The 19,005-nt window shown below is 61.2% G+C and carries 15 protein-coding genes; 6 read left to right on the plus strand and 9 right to left on the minus strand.

From position 1 onward, the window contains the following. Nucleotide 1: 1 nt before the first annotated feature. From AB7783_RS18180 to AB7783_RS18195, 4 genes are all read right to left on the minus strand, one after another. Complete coding sequence (locus tag AB7783_RS18180; protein WP_089265972.1) at nt 2-1,063, minus strand: ABC transporter ATP-binding protein; 1,062 nt, start codon at nt 1,061-1,063, stop codon at nt 2-4. A 4-nt stretch (nt 1,064-1,067) separates the two neighbouring features. Further along, nucleotides 1,068-1,946 (minus strand): ABC transporter permease, encoded by an 879-nt coding sequence (locus AB7783_RS18185; protein ID WP_441279723.1) that lies wholly within the window; start codon nt 1,944-1,946, stop codon nt 1,068-1,070. A 28-nt stretch (nt 1,947-1,974) separates the two neighbouring features. After that, entirely contained in the window at nt 1,975-2,928 is a 954-nt protein-coding gene (locus AB7783_RS18190; protein ID WP_089265970.1) for an ABC transporter permease, read from the minus strand. A 175-nt stretch (nt 2,929-3,103) separates the two neighbouring features. Next, nucleotides 3,104-4,771: an ABC transporter substrate-binding protein gene (locus AB7783_RS18195; RefSeq protein ID WP_441278398.1), complete on the minus strand. Its 1,668-nt coding sequence runs from the start codon at nt 4,769-4,771 to the stop codon at nt 3,104-3,106. 234 nt (nt 4,772-5,005) lie between these two features. On the opposite strand from AB7783_RS18195, the gene AB7783_RS18200 reads away from it, so the two are divergent. Further along, complete coding sequence (locus AB7783_RS18200; protein WP_441230613.1) at nt 5,006-6,604, plus strand: ABC transporter substrate-binding protein; 1,599 nt, start codon at nt 5,006-5,008, stop codon at nt 6,602-6,604. 135 nt (nt 6,605-6,739) lie between these two features. On the opposite strand, the gene AB7783_RS18205 is transcribed toward AB7783_RS18200, so the two are convergent. The 3 genes from AB7783_RS18205 to rocF form a co-directional block, all read right to left on the minus strand. Next, nucleotides 6,740-8,326 (minus strand): alpha-amylase family glycosyl hydrolase, encoded by a 1,587-nt coding sequence (locus tag AB7783_RS18205; RefSeq protein ID WP_441278399.1) that lies wholly within the window; start codon nt 8,324-8,326, stop codon nt 6,740-6,742. Between the two features lie 87 nt (nt 8,327-8,413). Beyond that, nucleotides 8,414-8,686, minus strand: a complete 273-nt coding sequence (locus AB7783_RS18210) for a hypothetical protein (RefSeq protein ID WP_089265966.1) — start codon at nt 8,684-8,686, stop codon at nt 8,414-8,416. Between the two features lie 131 nt (nt 8,687-8,817). After that, a complete protein-coding gene (gene rocF / locus AB7783_RS18215; RefSeq protein ID WP_441278400.1) occupies nt 8,818-9,786 on the minus strand; it encodes an arginase in 969 nt (322 codons plus the stop codon). A gap of 127 nt (nt 9,787-9,913) precedes the next feature. Here rocF and glgX point away from each other — a divergent pair, with 127 nt between their 5' ends. Together glgX and AB7783_RS18225 are read left to right on the plus strand one after the other, a co-directional pair. Continuing rightward, nucleotides 9,914-12,019 (plus strand): glycogen debranching protein GlgX, encoded by a 2,106-nt coding sequence (gene glgX / locus AB7783_RS18220; RefSeq protein ID WP_441278401.1) that lies wholly within the window; start codon nt 9,914-9,916, stop codon nt 12,017-12,019. Nucleotides 12,020-12,162: 143 nt separating this feature from the next. Further along, the gene (locus tag AB7783_RS18225) at nt 12,163-13,017 is read left to right on the plus strand and encodes a transglutaminase-like domain-containing protein (RefSeq protein WP_441278402.1); all 855 of its coding nucleotides are present in this window, start codon (nt 12,163-12,165) and stop codon (nt 13,015-13,017) included. A gap of 62 nt (nt 13,018-13,079) precedes the next feature. Here AB7783_RS18225 and AB7783_RS18230 read toward each other — a convergent pair whose 3' ends face one another. Further along, entirely contained in the window at nt 13,080-14,603 is a 1,524-nt protein-coding gene (locus tag AB7783_RS18230; RefSeq protein ID WP_441278403.1) for a permease, read from the minus strand. Beyond that, the gene (locus tag AB7783_RS18235) at nt 14,600-15,388 is read right to left on the minus strand and encodes an ABC transporter ATP-binding protein (protein WP_441279724.1); all 789 of its coding nucleotides are present in this window, start codon (nt 15,386-15,388) and stop codon (nt 14,600-14,602) included. The genes AB7783_RS18230 and AB7783_RS18235 overlap by 4 nt, the downstream gene beginning before the upstream one ends. 225 nt (nt 15,389-15,613) lie before the next feature. Here AB7783_RS18235 and AB7783_RS18240 point away from each other — a divergent pair, with 225 nt between their 5' ends. The 3 genes from AB7783_RS18240 (at nt 15,614) to AB7783_RS18250 (ending at nt 18,934) form a co-directional block, all read left to right on the plus strand. Then, on the plus strand, nt 15,614-16,309 hold the full coding sequence (locus AB7783_RS18240) for a Crp/Fnr family transcriptional regulator (protein ID WP_309943519.1): 696 nt from the start codon (nt 15,614-15,616) through the stop codon (nt 16,307-16,309). 64 nt (nt 16,310-16,373) lie between these two features. Continuing rightward, nucleotides 16,374-16,778, plus strand: coding sequence for a response regulator (locus AB7783_RS18245; RefSeq protein ID WP_320445433.1), 405 nt, complete (start codon nt 16,374-16,376; stop codon nt 16,776-16,778). Between the two features lie 194 nt (nt 16,779-16,972). Further along, nucleotides 16,973-18,934, plus strand: coding sequence for a methyl-accepting chemotaxis protein (locus tag AB7783_RS18250; RefSeq protein WP_093757355.1), 1,962 nt, complete (start codon nt 16,973-16,975; stop codon nt 18,932-18,934). Nucleotides 18,935-19,005: the final 71 nt, after the last annotated feature.

Consider the following 19,005-nt stretch of genomic DNA (forward strand, 5'->3'; position numbering starts at 1 on the left):
GTCAGTGCGCTCCTGCAGCAGGTGCTTTGCTGTGTCCCGAACCTGGGATCGCCATGTAACAGGCGGCCTGGTGGCCGGTCACGGTGATTTCAGTCAGCTTCGGCGTCGCCTCGCCGCACATCGCTTCGGCAAAGGGGCAGCGTGTGTGGAAGCGACAGCCGGACGGTGGATCGATCGGGTTCGGCGGGTCGCCGGTGATCGGCGGCGTTTCCGTGCGCTTGTCGGGATCGGACGACGGCATCGCGGCCAGGAGCGCGCGCGTGTAGGGGTGAGCCGGCCCGTCCCAGACCTCATCCACCGGGCCGAGTTCAACGACCTCGCCGAGGTACATCACCAGCACGCGGTCGGAGATGTAACGCACCACGTTGAGATCGTGGCTGATGAACAGATAGGTCAGGCCGAATTCGCGCTTGAGATCGACCAACAGGTTGAGCACCTGTGCCTCGACCGATTTATCGAGCGCCGAGACTGCTTCATCGAGAATGACGAGACGCGGCGACAGCGCCAGCGCACGCGCGATGTTGACGCGCTGCCTCTGGCCGCCGGAGATTTCATGCGGATAGCGATTAGCGAAGGTCTCCGGCCGCAGGCCGACCTTCCCGAGCAGCTCCCGCGCCAGCAGTCGCGCGGCTTTGTCGGCCATGCCGTGCACCTTCGGTCCGAAGGCGATCGATTCTTCGATGGTCAGACGCGGGTTGAGCGAGGCATAGCTGTCCTGGAACACCATCTGCATGCCGCGGCGCAGCTCGCGTAACGAGAGCTCGCGCCCGACAGTGCGGCCGTCATAGATGATATCGCCGGAATTGCGCGGCATCAGATGCATCAGCAACCGCGCCGTCGTCGATTTGCCGCAACCGGACTCGCCGACGATGCCAACGGTTTCACCCTTGGCGATGGCGAACGACACATCGTCCACCGCGCGCACGGTCTTGCTCGGCGCGAACAATCCGCCGCGCACGGGGAAATGCTTGGTCAGGCTGACCACCTGTAACAGCGGCTGTGCAACACCGCCGATATCCTCCAGCGGCTCCAACTTGTCGATTTCTTCTACAATATCACTCATGCCATCAGTTCCGGATGTCCATGGCACTGCGCATGCCGTCGCTCAGCAGATTGAAACAGATCGACACCGCGAAGATCATCGCGCCGGGAAGTGCTGCCACCCATGGATTGACGTAGATCGCGGTGCGCAGGGTGTTCAGCATCAGACCCCATTCCGGTTCCGGTGGCTTGGTGCCGAGGCCGAGAAACGACAGACCGGCGGCGAGGATCATCGACACCGAGATCAGCCCTGTGGCGTAAACGAAGATGGAGCCCAGCACGTTGCCGAGCATGTGCACCCGCATGATGGTGAAGGCGTTCGCGCCGGAGGCACGTGCCGCTTCCACATAATCCATGTTGCGCACGCCCGTCGTGACGCTCTCGGCGACGCGCGTGATCTGCGGCACGAAGACGATGGTCAGCGACACGATCGAATTGACGATGCCGGCGCCCAGAGCGCCGGAAATCGCAATCGCCAGCAGCACCGACGGGAACGCGTAGAACACGTCGACGGTGCGCATGATCGCGGTATTGAGCTTCCCGCCGACATAGCCGGCCACAACGCCAAGACCCGTCCCGATGAAGAAGGCCAGGACCACCGGCAGGATACCGATCAGCAGCGACAGTCGCCCGCCATAGATCAGGCGCGCCAGCATGTCGCGGCCGAGTTCGTCGGTGCCGAGCGGATAGTTGGGTGTGCCGATGAAACGCAGACGGCGAATCATCGAGCCCTGATAGGGATCTGCGAGATGCAGATAGGGCGCAAAGATCGCCGCCAGGAAGATCAGCAGCAGAATGAACGCGCAGGCCATGCTGACCTTGTCGCGCACGATGCGGCGGCCCACGGTGGCCCAATAGCCGCGGGCCTTGGTCGCAGGCGCCGCCTGCAATGCGGTGTCGGTCATCGCGGTCATGAGAGGATATCCAGCATGGTCAGCTCCGCTTGATGCGCGGATCGATCGACGCCTGCGCGATATCGACCAGAAGATTGAGGAACACGAAGAACAGCGCCAGCACCAGGATCGTGCCCTGCAGCAGCGGCAGGTCACGCTGGAAGATCGCGGAGTTCAAAAGAAGCCCCGAACCAGGCCATGAGAACACGGTCTCGATCAGGATCGAACCGCCGAGCATGTAGCCGAGCTGCAGGCCCATCACGGCCAGCGCCGTCGGCGCCGCATTCTTGATGACGTGACGAAACACCTTGGTTTCCTGCAGACCCTTGGCGCGCAGGGCCTCGACGAAATCCTGCGACAGGATATCGCCGGTCAGCGCGCGCACGGTGCGTGTCACGATGCCCATCGGAATGACCGAGGTCGTGATCGCCGGCAGCACGAGATATTTGATGTGCTCCCAGTCCCAGGCCCATGAGCCCGAACCGCCCGGCCCGGCACCGACCGCAGGCAGCCAGTTGAGCTGCACCGAGAAGATGATAACCAGCACCATGCCGAGCCAGTAATGCGGCACGGAGACGCCGGCGATGGCGATCGAGGTCGCGACCTTGTCGATCCAGGTATCGCGGAAATAGCCGGCGATCAGCCCGAAAAACAAACCGAGCGTGAAACCGATGGCGGCGGCGGCGATGGCCAGCGTCACGGTATTGCCGACGGCTTTCATCACCTCCGCCAGAACAGGACGTCCGGTGGCGATGGAGCTGCCGAGATCGCCGTGTAGCGCGCGCCACAGCCAAAGGCCGAACTGAACAGGCAGCGGACGATCGAAGCCGTAAGCGACGCGCAGTTGCTGCGCCAGCTCCTGCGATGCGTCAGCGGGAAGAATGGCAACGAGAGGATCGCCAGGCGTGATGTGCACCAGCAGGAAACACACCAGCGCCACGCTGAGGACGATAGGAATCACATAGACGACGCGTCGCGCGATGTAGACGAACACTGATCACCTTCGATTCAGAAACTCTGCCTCCTCGTTCGTCATGCCCGGGCTTGACCCGGGCATCCACGTCTTTGCAGCGAAGAAGGCGTGGATGGCCGGGTCAAGCCCGGCCATGACGTGGAGAGGTTCGTGCGAATATCGGCTGCACAATGTGCGGCCGATATTCACTTGTTGCTTACGGCGTGATCGACACCGGCGAGAAGTCGACGAACCAGCTCTTCGGCTGCACAAAGCCCTTGATCTTCGGGCTCAGCGCACGTGGACCGACGTCGTGGGCCACGTAAAGGAAGGCTGCGTCGTCGACCGAAGCAGCATGAAGCTCGGCGAGCGCCGCGTCACGTGCCGTCGCGTCGAAGGTGGTGCGTGCCTTGGTCACCAGTTCATCGAACTTCGGATTGTTGATGAAGCCCCAATTGTTCGAGACCGGCGGCGCCATCGACGACTGCAGGAAGCGAACAAGTGCGAAGAACGGATCCATCGCCGCATAGGTGACGTTGGTGGCGTTGGAGCCGTTCGCCGAGGGATCCTTGACGCCGCGGCGCCAGTTGGTGAACAGCGTGTTCCATTCGATGACGTCGAGCTTGACGTCGAAGTAGCACTCCGCCAGCGCCTGCTGCAGATATTCGTTCATCGGCAGCGGCAGCATCTGGCCGGAGCCGGACGCCGAGGTCTGCGTCTTCACTTCGAGCTTCTTGGTGGGACCGTAACCGGCTTCCTTCATCAACGCTTGTGCTGCCTTCAGATCATACTTGATCTCGAAACTCGGCTTGCCGCGCCATGGATGACCGGGCTCGAATGTGCCGGTCGCCGGCACCATCAGCCCGGCGAGCAGACCGTCCTTCAGGCCTTCGCGATCGATGCAGAGATTGGCGGCCTTGCGGACGCGGATGTCGTTCCACGGCGAGCCTTCGGCACGGGAGAACTGCCACGGCCAGACATGCGGCTGCTCGTTCTTCTCGATCTTGAAGCCGCGTGCGGTGATTTCCTTGACCGCGTCAGGCGCCGGCGCCTCGACCCAGTCGACCTGACCGGACAGCAGCGCAGCGGTGCGTGCGTTGGCTTCCGGCATCGGCAGCAGCACCATCTTGTCGGTCTTCGGAACGCGGTCCTTGTTCCAGTAGGCGTCGTTCTTCACCAGTTCGAGACGCTCGCGCGGCGTGAACTTCGACATCTTCCACGGGCCGGTGCCGGAGGCTTCGCGCGCGAAGGCCGCCCATGCGGCCTGCGACTTGGCCTTGGCATCGGCGCCTTCGGCCTTGTCGAACAGCGCCTGCCACTTCGTCGGGCTCACCATAAAGAGGTTGGTGAGATTGATCGGCAGGAAGGAGTCCGGCTCCTTCGTGGTCAGCTCGACGGTCATGTCGTCGATCTTCTTGGCCGACACCAGGGTCGGCATGCGCGAGGCGGTCACGCCGACCTGGCTGGCGTCGAACTGGACTGCATCTTGTTTGAGCACCTTGTCCACATTCCAGACCACGGCATCCGCATTGAAGGCCGAACCGTCGTGGAAAGTGACGCCGGGACGCAGTTTGAAGGTCCACTTCTTCTTGTCGGCGTCGTCCACTGCCCACTCAGTGGCGAGCGCCGGGATAACAACACTCGCTTTGGTCGCGGACGACAGATCCCAGCCGGTCAGGCCGTCATACATCGTATTGCCGGTGAAACGATTGCCTTCGAAGCCCTGATCGGGCTGGCCAAGCGTGCGCGGAATATCGGCAGCGGTCATGCCGATGCGCAGCACCGTCTCGGCGCGCGCCACCTGTGGCAAGGTCAGGGCCGTGGCGAGCGTCAGCAAGGTGATTGCTGTCGCGAGACGGCTCTTTGTCGGCTTTTCGATACGCATCGTAATCAGTCCCTCTTGGCTTTGGATGACACGTTGGCTTTCGCCAGTGTTGGCTTGTTCTAAACTGGCTAATTCTTATGCAACGCTTGTGCCAAGGCCTGCAACCTTGCAGCGCAATGACTCAAACTGCGGCACTGCAGCACACCAGCACACACCAACCGTTCGATATGCCCAATCTGGCATCAGGATTGCAGGTATCTGGCGGACAATATCCCACCATACGGAGTCTGGTTTATGCGCGTTCGAAGCTCGTTATTTGTTGCGGCCATCGCCGCCGTCATAAGCGCAGCCGCGCCGGCGCAAGCCGAAACGGTGGTGCGCTATGGCATCTCGATGGCGGACGTGCCGCTGACCACAGGCCAGCCTGATCGCGGCGCCGGCGGTTACCAGTTCACCGGCTATACGATCTACGACCCGCTCGTGGCCTGGGAGATGGATGTCGCCGATCGTCCCGGCAAACTCATTCCCGGCCTCGCCACCGAGTGGAAGGTCGACGACACCGACAAGACCAAGTGGCGCTTCACTTTGCGCAAGGGCGTGAAGTTTCATGACGGCAGCGACTTCAACGCCGATGCGGTGATCTGGAATCTCGACAAGGTGCTGAACGAGAAGGCGCCGCAATTCGACAAGCGCCAGAGCGCGCAGGTGAAGACCCGCCTGCCCTCGGTTGCCAGCTACGCCAAGATCGATGACGGCACCGTCGAGATCACCACCAAGAGCGTCGACAGCTTCTTCCCCTATCAGATGCTGTGGTTCCTGGTCTCCAGCCCGGCGCAGTATGAGAAGGTCGGCAAGGACTGGGACAAGTTCGCGTCGCAGCCCTCGGGCACCGGCCCGTTCAAGCTGACCAAGCTCGTTCCGCGCGAGCTCGCCGAGCTCAGCAAGAATCCGGATTATTGGGACAAGAAGCGCATTCCGAAAGCCGACAAGCTCGTGCTCGTGCCGATGCCGGAAGCCCTCACCCGCACCAATGCGCTGCTCGCCGGTCAGGTCGATCTGATCGAGACCCCCGCTCCCGACGCTGTGCCGCAGCTCAAGGGCGCCGGCATGAAGATCGTCGATAACGTCACGCCGCATGTCTGGAATTATCACCTCAGCGTGCTGCCGGGTTCGCCCTGGACCGACGTCCGTCTGCGCAAGGCACTCAACCTCGCCATCGATCGCGATGCCGTCGTTGCGCTGATGAACGGTCTCGCCAAGCCCGCCATCGGCCAGGTCGATCCGTCGAGCCCGTGGTTCGGCAAGCCGACCTTCAAGATCAAATATGATCTGGCCGAAGCCAAGAAGCTCGTGAAGGAAGCCGGCTATGGTCCGGAGAAGCCGCTGAAGGCGACCTTCATCATCGCCAATGGCGGCACCGGCCAGATGCTGTCGCTGCCGATCAACGAATTCCTGCAGCAGAGCTTCAAGGAAATCGGCGTCGAGGTCGAGTTCAAGGTCGTCGAGCTCGAAGTGCTCTACACCGCATGGCGCAAGGGTGCGGCTGACGACAGCATGAAGGGCATCACGTCCAACAACATCGCTTACGTCACCTCGGATCCTCTTTACGCCATCGTCCGCTTCTTTCACTCCGGCCAGATCGCACCGGTCGGCGTGAACTGGGGCGGCTACAAGAACCCGAAGGTCGATGCACTGATCGACGAAGCCAAGAACACCTTCGATCCGAAGAAGCAGGACGAGTTGCTCGCTGAAGCCCATGCGCAGATCGTCGACGATGCGGTGCTGGTCTGGGTCGTTCACGACACCAACCCGCATGCGCTGTCGCCGAAGGTGAAGAAGTTCGTGCAGGCCCAGCACTGGTTCCAGGACCTGACCACGATCGGTCTGGACTGAGCGCCCGGCTCTACGCAGCCTCGCAAGCATCAAGGCGCCGCCGAGACATCGGCGGCGCCTTCTGCTTTTATACGCCTTACACTAAATTCGCGTCATGCCCGGGCTTGTCCCAGGCATGATGGCGGTGCAATTTACTCACCGCAGCCTGACGATCACGCCTTCATTGCCCGATAATTCCAGCGCGCCCGAAACATTCTCACCATGGCGATCGAGTCCCGTCGCCAGCAATATTTCGCCGCCTCCCACATGCAGTGACGCCGGCTCTCCGCCGAGGTTGAGGGCGATCAGAACTGTCTGCCCGTCATAGACGCGCCGATAGGCCAGCACATCACCCGCAGCGTCCACAGGCTCATAGCCGCCGAATACCAGTTCGGGCATGTGCTTGCGCAACTCGATCAACTTCACATAGAGGCTGAGGATCGAATGGGGATCGGCCGCGAGAGCAGCCGCATTCTGATGGTGGTAGTCCGTGTCCAGCGGCAGCCAGGGCTCGCCGGTCGTGAAACCCGCATGCTCGGTGGCACCCCATTGCATCGGCGTGCGGCATCCGTCGCGGCCGAGACCAATCCCAGGCACGTTCTTTTCGAACGGATCCTGAACCTGATCCGGCGCAATAGGCACCTGCTTCATGCCGATTTCGTCGCCGTAGTATAGCGTCGGCGTCCCGCGCAGCGTCAGCAGCAACATCGCGGCGACGCGCGCCTGAGCCATGCCAACCCGGCTGGCGACGCGCGGCCGGTCGTGATTACCGAGCACCCAGTTAGGCCAGGCGCCAAGCGGAAGTGCCGCCTCGTAGCGCGCGATCAATTCGCTGATGGCAAAAGCATTCCACGGCGCAGAGAGCAGCGCGAAGTTGAACGGCAGATGAGCGCCCGACAGGTCACTGCCGTAATAGGCGACCAGCCGATCGAAGGGCAGATAGATCTCGCCGATCAGCACACGATCGTCGAATTCATCGACAACGCGGCGCATTTCGACGACCACGTCCAGCGTCTCCGGCCGATCGGTCGAATAGAGCGGCAGGAAAGCCTCGTGTGGCGGGCGCCCGGCCGTGAAATTCGGATTTGTCGGATTATCGCGAAATTCTTCGTCCTTGATCAGATGCCAGATCACATCGACGCGGAAGCCGTCGACACCACGCCGCATCCAGAACCGCATCACCTCATAGATGGCGTTGCGAACAGCTGGATTGCGCCAATTCAGGTCCGGCTGTTTGTCGAGAAAGGCGTGATAGTAATATTGCTCTGTGGCCTCGTCATACTGCCAGGAGCTGCCGCCGAATTCGGACATCCAGTTGGTCGGCGCGCTACCGTCCGGCTTCGGATCGTGCCAGATATACCAATCGCGTTTGGGATTATCGCGCGACGATCGGCTCTCGATAAACCACGGATGCTGATCCGAGGTGTGGTTCGGCACCAGATCGAGAATGATCTTCAGACCATGACCGTGAGCCGCAGCCACCAGCGCGTCGAAATCGGCCGATGTACCGAAGATCGGATCGACGCCGATATAGTCGGCGATGTCATACCCGAAGTCTGCCATCGGAGACGGGAAGATCGGCGACAACCAGATCGCGTCGATGCCAAGTTGCCGCAGATAGGGAAGCCGGCCGACGATGCCCGCCAGATCGCCGATGCCGTCTCCGTTGGAGTCCTGAAACGACCGCGGATAGATCTGATAGATGGTACCGGCCTGCCACCAGACTGTCGCTGCAGTTGCCATAGTTATGTCACTCAATGTTCTGAGGCTTCCTTCACGCACGAAAAAACGGCCCTTCCGAGGAAGGGCCGCCTCTCGTTCGGCGCAATATTAGTAGCGTTCGATGACAGTACGACGTTCAACGCCGCCATCGTAATAGCCACGATCACGGTCGCGGCTGCGCTTGATGATCACGGTCTCGTTGCGATCACGGCGATCACGGTAGTAACCGCGGTCATAGTCGTCGCGATAGCGGTCGCGGCCGACGGCGCCGACCGTCACGCCGCCCGGACCGACGCCCACGCCGATGTCCTGGGCCTTGGCTGGAATTGCGCTGCTGATGCCCGCCGCAGCAACGGCGATGATGGCAAGATGCTTAATCATGACGTGCTCCTCGTGTGTGAACCATGAGGTAGCAATCCCGCGCTGCAGGGTTAGTTCCGAGAACATGACAAAACGGTCATGCGTAACGCGCGCGAGAGCCCGGAACCAATCGAGGTTTTGCCGACCGTGAACTAGCCGGGCGGTATAATTGCGTTGCTCGGTGTCGGCCGATCGGTGATCTGCTGCCCGAACAGGCTGCCGACCAGCTCGACCATCACCCGTGCGGTACGCCCGCGCTCGTCGAGAAACGGATTGAGCTCGACGACATCCAGCGAGCACATCAGCCCGGAATCATGCAGCAGCTCCATGATCAGATGCGCCTCGCGATAGGTGGCGCCGCCGGGCACCATGGTGCCAACGCCGGGCGCTGCCGCGGGATCGAGGAAGTCCACATCGAAGGACACATGCAACACGCCGTTGCGCGCCTTGACCCGCTCGATGACGCGGCGGATCAGGACGCCAACACCGAACTCGTCAATCTGCCGCATGTCTGCGATGGCCACCTTGCGCGTGTGGACCAGCTCTTTCTCGAGCTTATCGATGGAGCGGATGCCGAACAGGTCGAGATTATCGGGCGTGATCGATGCGCGCGGCTCGGCGCCGAGTAGTCCATCCAGACCGGACTCGCCGCACAGAAAGGCCGCGGACATGCCATGCATATTGCCGGTGATGGTCGTGTGCGGCGTATTGTAATCGGCATGCGCATCGAGCCACAGCACGAACAATTCGCGCCCCTGCTCGTGCCAGTGCCTTGCCACGCCATTGACCGATCCCATGGACAGGCTGTGATCACCGCCCACGAAGATCGGAAGCGCGCCCGATTTGGCAAGCGTGTAGGCACGCGCACTCAGCGCCTGGATCCAGCTCTGGATCACACGGTAATGCTTGGCATTCTCCGGCGGCGCATCGGTCGACAGAGGCACAGACGGTGGCATGAGGTCACCGTGGTCTTCCACCTCGAAGCCAAGCTCTTCCAGCAGCGGCCCCAGGCCTGCCGTCCGCATGGCCGCCGGCCCCATCAAGGTCCCGCGCTGCGAGGCCCCGACTTCGACTGGCGCGCCCAGCAATGCGATGCGTTTGTGATGGGAGACGTCGGTCATAAGCAAAACTCCGGGCTAGCGACCCTCGCAGGCCAAGATATATTCCGAAACAGCCTGTTTGCATTGCAACGGAAATGCGGCGGCGCAGTTATCCCGCGCATTTTCATCACCAGACAGTGGGGCAATCGTGACGCACAGAGTAGTCGAAGAAGGTCTCCCCTATCCCTTTGGCGCGCATTGGGACGGAAAGGGCACCAACTTCGCGCTCTTCTCGGCCAATGCCACCAAGGTCGAGGTCTGCCTGTTCGACGGCGACAAGGAAACGCGAATCGAGCTGCCGGAATATACCGACGAGGTGTTTCACGGCTACATCCCCGACGTCGGCCCCGGCACCTTTTACGGCTATCGCGTCCATGGCCCCTATGAGCCGGAAAAGGGCCATCGCTTCAATCCGAACAAGCTGCTTCTCGATCCCTATGCCCGCGCCCATGCCGGGCAGCTCGAATGGAATCCGGCCGTGTTCGGCTACAACATGGAGAGCGGCGACGACACCACCTTCGACGAACGCGACTCCGCCCCGTTCATGCCGAAATGCGTGATTGTCGATCGCGACTTCGACTGGGCTGGCGAGGCCGGCCGGCAGCCGGTGCCATGGGACCAGACCATCATCTACGAGACCCACGTCAAGGGCTTCACCAAGCTGCATCCCGACGTGCCCGAAAAATTGCGCGGCACCTATGCCGGCTTCGGCAGCAGGCCTGTGGTGGATTATCTCTGCGGCCTCGGCATCACCTCGGTCGAGCTGTTGCCAATCCATACTTTCATCAATGACGACTATCTGCTGAACAAGAAGCTGGTGAACTACTGGGGCTACAATTCCATCGGCTTCTTTGCGCCCGATCCGCGCTACGCATCGGACGTGCCGAACTCGCTGCGCGAGTTCAAGGAGATGGTGTCAGCGCTGCATGCCGGCGGGCTCGAGGTCATCCTCGATGTCGTCTATAATCACACCGCCGAAGGCAACGAGCTTGGCCCGACCCTGTCCTTCAAGGGCATCGACAATGCCAGTTATTATCGGCTGCTTCCGGACAAGCCACGCTATTACATCAACGACACCGGCACCGGAAACACAGTGAACCTGTCCAATGCCCGCGTCATCCAGATGGTGGCGGACAGCCTGCGCTACTGGGTGCGGGAGATGCATATCGACGGCTTCCGCTTCGATCTCGGCACCATCCTGGCGCGCGAAGTCTATGGCTTCACCGAACAGAGCGGCTTCCTGAAAGCCGTCGATCAGGACCCATTGCTGACGACAGTGAAGTTGATCGCCGAACCCTGGGACATCGGCCCCGGTGGTTATCAGGTCGGCGGTTTCCCGCCCGGCTGGGCGGAATGGAACGACAAGTTTCGCGATACTGCGCGTGACTTCTGGCGCGGCAAAGCGCCGGTCTCGGCTCTGGCACCGCGTCTCGTCGCGTCTGCGGACATGTTCAACCATCAGGGTCGCCGCGCCTGGGCCAGCATTAATTTCGTCACCGCCCACGATGGCTTCACGCTGAACGACTGGGCGAGTTACAACGAGAAACACAATGAGGCCAATGGCGAGAACAACAAGGACGGCTCCTCCAACAACGCCTCATGGAATTGCGGCCTTGAGGGCCCGACCGACGACAAGGCCATCATCGCCCTGCGCGAGCGCCAGAAGCGCAATATGCTGGCGACGCTGCTGTTCTCTCAGGGCACGCCGATGCTGCTCGGCGGCGACGAATTCGGCCGCACGCAGAACGGCAACAACAATGCCTATTGCCAGGACAGCGAGATTTCCTGGTTCAACTGGAGCCTGACGACTGAGGGCAAAGACCTGCTCGCTTTCACCAAGCGGCTCATCAAGCTGCTCGGGGGCTGCTCGGTCCTGCGCCGCAGCCGCTTCCTGACCGGCGAACACGATCCCGACCTCGATGTTCGCGACGTGACCTGGATCAACGCCAATGGCGGCCCGATGCAGGACGCACATTGGAAAGACGGTAACATGAAATGCTTCGGCATGCTGCTGGACGGCCGCGCGCAGAAGACCGGAATTCACAAGCCGGCGGAGGATCAGACCATGCTGATGATCCTGAACGGCTTCGAAGGACTGGTCGATTTCACGATGCCCGAAGCGTTTGGCGGACAGGCCTGGGAACTTCTGGTGGATACCAACATTCCCGATACGAAGGGCGGCGAGGATTTCCCGTTCGGCCATATGTATCAGGTAACTGCCCGCTCGCTGCTGCTGTTGTCCCTGAAGAAATAGCTTATGGCGCAGCGGGGCCGGCGCGGCCTCGCTGCCCACATTTTCTGCACATTCCTGTCACTGAACCTCGGAACGATGTTTGGTGACTACACTTGTCTGGCAACGATGAATTCCTGATTTGCCGAGTTAGTGGAGACGTAAAAGTGAAGATTCGCGCGGGCTACGACATCGCTTTCCAGTGTTTGCAGGAAACACCTATGATCCTGATGCTCAGTATTCATCCTTCGCGCGCGAAGGATTTGCAGAGCCCACACCGCATCCAGTTTTCCCACGACGTACAGGCGCATGACTATCTCGACATGTTCGGCAATACCTGCACGCGCATCGTCGCACCGCTCGGACTGATCGAAATCAAGAATGACTTTCTGATTTCTGATAGCGGGCTGCCGGATGCGGCTCCGCCATCAGGGCCGTTGCAGGCGGTCGGCGAACTGCCTGACGATGTCATGGTCTTCCTGCTCGGCAGCCGCTATTGCGACACGCAGAAGCTATCCGATCTGGCTTGGTCGCTGTTCGGCCATATCGAAGACGGCGCGGCGCGCGTCCAGGCCATTGTCGATTACGTGCATCAACGCATCGAGTTCGGCTATCACCATGCTCGCAACGATCGTACAGCCTTTGAAGGTCATGAAGAGCGTATCGGCGTGTGCCGCGACTTCGCGCATCTCGCTGTCACGCTGTGCCGCTGCATGAACATTCCAGCACGCTATTGTACCGGCTATCTCGGCGATATCGGCGTGCCCATCGATCCCGCGCCGATGGATTTCAGCGCTTGGTTCGAAGTCTATCTCGGAAACAAGTGGTACACATTCGATGCGCGTCACAATCATCCGCGCATCGGGCGCATCGTGATGGCCAGCGGTCGCGATGCCGCTGACGTAGCGATCTCCACCAATTTCGGCCCGACGCCGCTGGTGCGTTTTATCGTGGTCACGGAAGAGGTTTTTAGCGAAGCCACCCCCGCCATCGCGCCGATGTCGATGTCGATGGTGGCCTGATCGTCGTCTCGAGGCCGTTGTTAGTTTCAAAGCCACCCGTATCCGCGGGTGGCTTTGTTGCTTCAGGTCCTGACAGGACTAATCTTCCACGTCAGCGCCATGAGACCTGCCGTCATGGCACCCGAGATCACAGAGGCAATCGGCAGCACCAGTGCCAGCGCCGCCGTCGCAGCCCAGCCGATCGACGAGAAGGCTTCGGCGAAGGTCGCGATGCGCGATGACGTTTGACGTCGCCTGAACTGGCTGCGCCGTGCCTGCACCCTGAACCAGAGCTGGATGGCTGTCGCCGAGGCGGCCGCCGCGACGGTCGCCAATGCCGTCACCGCGGCAAGCCGCAGCGAGACGAGCGCAAGACCCGCGACCATTGGCGTGAACACCACGGCGATGATCACCAGCACGACTTCGACCTTGGCCGTGATGATCGTGTTTGCCGGAAGCGGCGCGGTTGTGACCAGATCCGCAGCGTCCTCACCGGAGATCGTCAGCCAGGCCAGGCCGCCGGCAAGCTGACCCGCTGCCATCACGATCACTGGCGCCAGCACGATGAACGCGCCTGCCCCCTCGCCGAAGCTGCGCCACAGCATCAGGGCTGGCGGCAACAGATACAGCAGTTGCATCAGGGTTTGCGAGACCAGCCACGGATCGCGCCACAACAGGATAAACTCCTTGCGGCGCAAGGCGTTACGTCGAGAGCCCGGTCGAAACCGTCTTGCGACTTTCTTGCGTCGAACTTGCGCCAATGGTGCGGCACTGGCCACGTAGTTGCTGAATCGCGGCGAAAAAATCGCCATCGTCAGTCCGAGCAGGATCAACCCGGCCGCCAGCAGCGGCACCAGTGCTGCGATATCGCCGAGCATCGCGCGCGCGGGCCACCACACGATGCTGTCTGCCTCCGGCGCAAAGGCAGCTGCGGCGTCGGAGGTCAGCACGGCGAAACGCGACAGCGTGCCGTAAGAGAGAATCGCCGCGACCTGCAATGCGATGACAAAGCCTGCGCCCGTCACAGCTGAAATAATCTGCGCGACCAGTCGTGTTTTCGCAGGACCGCAGAGCTGAAACAATCCGACGGTGATGGCGATGGCGCATGCCGATGCAGAAAGGCCCATGGCAATGACGACGGCATAGGCGGAGAACCAGCGTGCACCGCCGCCAATCACCAGTACGTTGACAAACGGCGTCGCCAGCAGCACCGCCATCAGGGTCACCGTCAATGCGATGGCTGCGATGCGGACGGAGAAGAGGTTGGTGAGCGGCGCCGGCGACGACATGATGAGATCGAGATCGGCACGCGCGTAGAATACGCGGGTGACGGACTCAATCGCCTGCGACAAAACGAGCGCCCAGGCGAGGAAGATACTGGCGGTGATGACAATCGCCGTCGATTGATCGAGCGGCGTCTGCACATCTGCGAAACGGCCGACCACCGCATAGGCCGGCAAATGCAGGAAGATCACGAAGACAATCAGCAGAAGCGAAACGCTGCGCGGACGCCAGCGACGGCCCGCCGTGAGCATGCCCAGCATCTCCCGCCACGCCAGCCGGACTTCATGGCCGGCAAACCACATCACGCTGGCGGATGGTGTCATGCGGCAACCGGCGCGCCGTCCACCAGGGCCACGAACATGTCTTCGAGGCTGGTGTCGCCCTGTCCGTTCTGCTGACGCAAGTCGGCAAGCGTACCTTCGGCGATCAGCCTGCCTGCGGCGATCACACCGATCCGGTCGGCCATGCGTTCGGCGACTTCGAGAATATGCGTGGTCATGATCACGGTGCAGCCGGAGCTCACGCGATCCTGCAGCAGGCCTTTGACATGACGCGCCGACACGGCATCGAGCCCGGTCAAAGGTTCGTCGAGAATGATCAGCTGCGGCTCATGCACCAGCGCACCGGCCAGCGCCACCTTCTGGCGCATGCCTTTGGAGAAGCCTTCGCATCGCTCATGCAGATGTGGACCAAGACCTAGCGATGCCAACAATTCATGCGACGTGCGCTCGGCCGTTTCAGCATCGCAGCCCCATAGACCGGCAACGAATTCGAGATATTCGAGCGGCGTCAGCTTGTCATAGATCATCGGCTCGTCGGAGACCCAGGCCATGATCTGTTTCGCTGCAACGGGATCGGCGAGCGCGTCGATACCAAGTATCGACACCGATCCGGCATCGGGACGCAGCAATCCCGCGACCATGCGCAATGTCGTCGTCTTGCCGGCTCCGTTGGCACCCAGCAGCGCATAGAACTCGCCAGCACGAACCGTGAGATCGAGTCCGTCGACAGCTGGCCGATCGAAACGTTTCGTTAACCCTCGCAATTCGAGGGCAGCGTGTGTTGCGGACATGACAGACGATCTGCGCGTTAAGTTGCGTAGCAACATGGAGGGAAGTTGTTTCAAGGCAGTGAATCCGATGACGTAACTACGCCGCCTCACGCGCCTGGTGGTATCTATATGCACATCGGGATTGATGACCCCATCAATCCTCCCACTCACGCATGTGCGTTTTGATCTCTTATGCCGGCAATTTAACTAGATCTGGCGGGAACAATACAACCCTGAATAGATTTACGCTGACCTGCAAAGATCGATCTCCGGAGATTCGCGATGACACGGCTAGCTGCCTTGAAGGTTCCTGCTGTAGCCGAGTTCGATGCGCCGTATTTTCTGACCTGTCCCGGCATCGGAAGGGTCACGACCGACTACAAGAAAAACCAGAACATCTTTTGTCAGGGTGAGACGGCAGATTCTGTTTGCTACATCCTGAGCGGACGTATCAAGCTCACGGTCCTGTCTGAACAAGGCAAGGAAGCCGTCGTCGGCCTGCTCGAACCCGGACAGTTCCTCGGTGAAGGTTGCCTGAATGGTCATCCGCTGCGCACCGTCACAACGACGGCGATGGAAGACTGCACGATCGTTACCATCAACAAGTCGGCGATGCTCGCCCATCTGCGCGACGAGCCGGCTTTCGCAGAATTCTTCGTCGCCTATCTTCTGTCGCGCAACAACCGCATCGAAGAAGACTTGATCGATCAGTTGTTCAATTCAAGCGAGAAGCGCCTCGCGCGCCTGTTGCTGATCCTCGCTCACTATGGCGAGGGAGGCGCCAGCCATCCCATCGATATCGACATCAGTCAGGAAATGCTGGCGGAGATGATCGGCACCACGCGGTCGCGCGTCAGCTTCTTCATGAACAAGTTTCGTAAGCTCGGCTTCGTCAGCTATGACGGACATATTCAGGTCCACAGATCGCTGCTCGATGCGGCGTTTAACGAGAAGCCACATTTGCAACGTGGCATGTAGCGATGCGTGCGTAACCAGACAACCATGCTCCGCACTGGCGCGACGGCATCCGGGGGACCGGCAGATGGCAAGCATCCTGATCGTCGACGATGACAAGGTCGTTCAGATCTTCACCAAATTGATGCTTGAGCGCGAAGGCCACCGCGTCACCTGCGCGAGTGACGGCCCGCGCGCGCGCCACATTCTCCGCAACGCGGATTTCGATCTGCTCATCATCGATATCTTCATGCCCGGGATGAACGGGCTGGAGACGATGAAGTTGGCGCATCGGTGCCGTCCGGAGATCCCGATCATCGTCATGTCAGGTCACGCGGCCTCACCAGCAGGCGTGTTCGCGCCCGATTTTCTCGCGATGTCCACCGAGCTCGGCGCCGTCTGTCGCCTCCAGAAGCCCCTCAAATCAGCAGTTCTTCTCTCGCACGTGGACCGGTGCCTTGCGCCGGGGAATGGCTCGTCTCGGCTCCACTAGTATCGTCGCACATTCGATCCCGACTGATGCTGGCATCGCCCGAAGCCAAAATCTGCTGCGGCATAATGGAATCATGATACCAGGATACCTACACATCAGAGGTAATTAAGGGCTCCTTCACTCGGCTTCCCTATTTTCACGTGGAATTTCAGTGCCGCAGCAAAATTGCTTGTCGCGGTCCAAGGGGCATGTCGATGCAAGCACTCAATTCTATTTCAGCACGTATGATTGTCGCCATCACGCTCGTCGCTGCCGGATCGTGCGGCGCGCTCGCTGCCTTCAGCATGTGGCAGCAACAGGCGATCATCGACACAGCCCTTAGTCGCGAAGCGCATGACGACTACGCCAATCTCACGGCAGCGCTGAATGCCGAAACGCGCACGCTGCTCGCAGTTGCCGAGTCGATCGCGTCGTCACAGCCGATCAAGGACGCCATCAAGGCGAACGATCGTGCCAGTGCGCTCGCGAATCTGAAGGAGGCCCATCAGCGTATCAAGCCGCGCGGCCTCGAACTGATCACCATTCAAACACCGCCGGCCATCAGCTTCGCCCGCATCCACAATCCCGGCACCTTCGGAGACAACGTTTCCGAGCGCCGCAAGATGGTGGTGCAGGCGATGACCAGCAAGAAGTCGGTCGGCGGCATCGAGCCCGGCCGTGATGCGCTCAACGTCTTTGGCGTAGCACCGGCGATGGATGGCGATACCATTCTCGGCACGATCGATGTCGGCGCTCCGTTCGGCAAGACTTTCGTCGACACCATGAAGTCGCGTTTCGGTGTCGATGTCGGCATTCACCAGATCGACGGCCAGGCCGGCAAGACGCTGGCGTCCACCCTGAAGTCGGCTGCTCCGGGTGTCGATATGCTGCGTCGCGCGCTTGCCGGCGAAGTTGTGACCCAATATGGCGAACTCGACAACAAGCCCGTTGCCACGACCTTCGGCGCAATCAAGAGCTTTTCGGGCGACAACATCGCCGTCTTCGAAATCACCCGTGATACCAGCGGATATCACAGCCTGATGCGATCCTCGCTGAATTGGCTGGCCATCATTTCTGCCTGCGTGCTGCTGCTCGCCGGTGCCATCGCAACCTTCATGGGCCGCTCGATGGCGAAGCCGATCCGCGCACTCGAAACTGCGATGCGGACCATTGCGGGCGGTAATCACACGATCGCGGTGCCGGGTGCAGGCCGCAAGGACGAGATCGGCTCGATGGCCGGCGCCGTCGAAATCTTCAAGACCGGGCTGATCGAAACCGAGCAGCTGCGCGCCGCCCAGGAAGAGCAGCGCGAGCGCGCCCAGCTTGATCGCCGCGACACCATGAGTGCTCTCGCCTCGCGCTTCGAGGGCAGCGTTGGTACCGTAGTCACCGCCGTTGGTTCGGCTGCCGGCGAACTCCGCACAACCGCGCAATCGATGGCGGCCACCGCCGAGGAATCGACCCGGCAGACCGCAGCCGTCGCGGCAGCATCCGAGGAGGCCACGCAGAGCGCTCAGGCAGTCGCCGCTGCTATCGAGGAGCTCAATGCTTCGATCAGCGAGATTGCACAGCAGGTCAACGAATCTGCCCGCGTCGCCGGCGATGCGGTATCGCAGGCCAACGTCACCAATAGCGAGGTGCAGAGTCTTGCGGAGGCCGCGCAGAAGATCGGTGACGTCGTCAAGCTGATTAGCGAGATCGCTGCGCAGACCAACCTGCTCGCACTCAATGCCACCATCGAAGCGGCCCGCGCAGGTGAAGCCGGCCGCGGCTTCGCCGTCGTCGCTTCCGAAGTGAAGGCACTGGCCACCCAGACGTCGAAGGCAACGGACGAAATCTCGGCACAGGTCGGCGCGATTCAGAGTGCCACGAAGCTCTCGGTGGGTTCGATCCAGAGCATTACCTCGACCATCGGCCGCGTCAGCGAGATCGCAAGCGCCATCGCCGCCGCCGTCGAGGAACAGGGCGCAGCCACGCTCGAAATCGCCCGCAACGTCGCCGAAGCCGCCCGCGGCACCGGCGAGGTCTCGCAAAACATTGCCGGCGTCAATGACGCCGCCCGCGAGACCGGCCTCGCCGCGTCGCGCGTGGTGGAGTCGGCCGCGGACCTGTCACGCAACGGCGAAGACCTCCGCACGCAGGTCGATGTGTTCCTCCGCGAAGTGCGGGCGGCGTAATTCTTCCGGCGGCGCGCTTCGGCACGCCGCTCTTCCATTGCGAACAAAGCGGGAATCAGCGAGCGTGATTC

It is taken from the genome of Tardiphaga sp. 172_B4_N1_3 (genome assembly GCF_052076035.1).
In the GTDB taxonomy this organism is placed as follows: Bacteria; Pseudomonadota; Alphaproteobacteria; order Rhizobiales; family Xanthobacteraceae; genus Tardiphaga; species Tardiphaga robiniae.

Coding starts and splice junctions, on each gene's coding strand:
- AB7783_RS18180 (WP_089265972.1), bottom strand. CDS start 1,063: ATGAGTGATATTGTAGAAGAAATCGACAAGTTGGAGCCGCTGGAGGAT.
- AB7783_RS18250 (WP_093757355.1), top strand. CDS start 16,973: ATGCAAGCACTCAATTCTATTTCAGCACGTATGATTGTCGCCATCACG.
- AB7783_RS18195 (WP_441278398.1), bottom strand. CDS start 4,771: ATGCGTATCGAAAAGCCGACAAAGAGCCGTCTCGCGACAGCAATCACC.
- AB7783_RS18185 (WP_441279723.1), bottom strand. CDS start 1,946: ATGACCGACACCGCATTGCAGGCGGCGCCTGCGACCAAGGCCCGCGGC.
- AB7783_RS18235 (WP_441279724.1), bottom strand. CDS start 15,388: ATGTTGCTACGCAACTTAACGCGCAGATCGTCTGTCATGTCCGCAACA.
- AB7783_RS18200 (WP_441230613.1), top strand. CDS start 5,006: ATGCGCGTTCGAAGCTCGTTATTTGTTGCGGCCATCGCCGCCGTCATA.
- rocF (WP_441278400.1), bottom strand. CDS start 9,786: ATGACCGACGTCTCCCATCACAAACGCATCGCATTGCTGGGCGCGCCA.
- AB7783_RS18245 (WP_320445433.1), top strand. CDS start 16,374: ATGGCAAGCATCCTGATCGTCGACGATGACAAGGTCGTTCAGATCTTC.
- AB7783_RS18230 (WP_441278403.1), bottom strand. CDS start 14,603: ATGACACCATCCGCCAGCGTGATGTGGTTTGCCGGCCATGAAGTCCGG.
- AB7783_RS18210 (WP_089265966.1), bottom strand. CDS start 8,686: ATGATTAAGCATCTTGCCATCATCGCCGTTGCTGCGGCGGGCATCAGC.
- AB7783_RS18205 (WP_441278399.1), bottom strand. CDS start 8,326: ATGGCAACTGCAGCGACAGTCTGGTGGCAGGCCGGTACCATCTATCAG.
- AB7783_RS18240 (WP_309943519.1), top strand. CDS start 15,614: ATGACACGGCTAGCTGCCTTGAAGGTTCCTGCTGTAGCCGAGTTCGAT.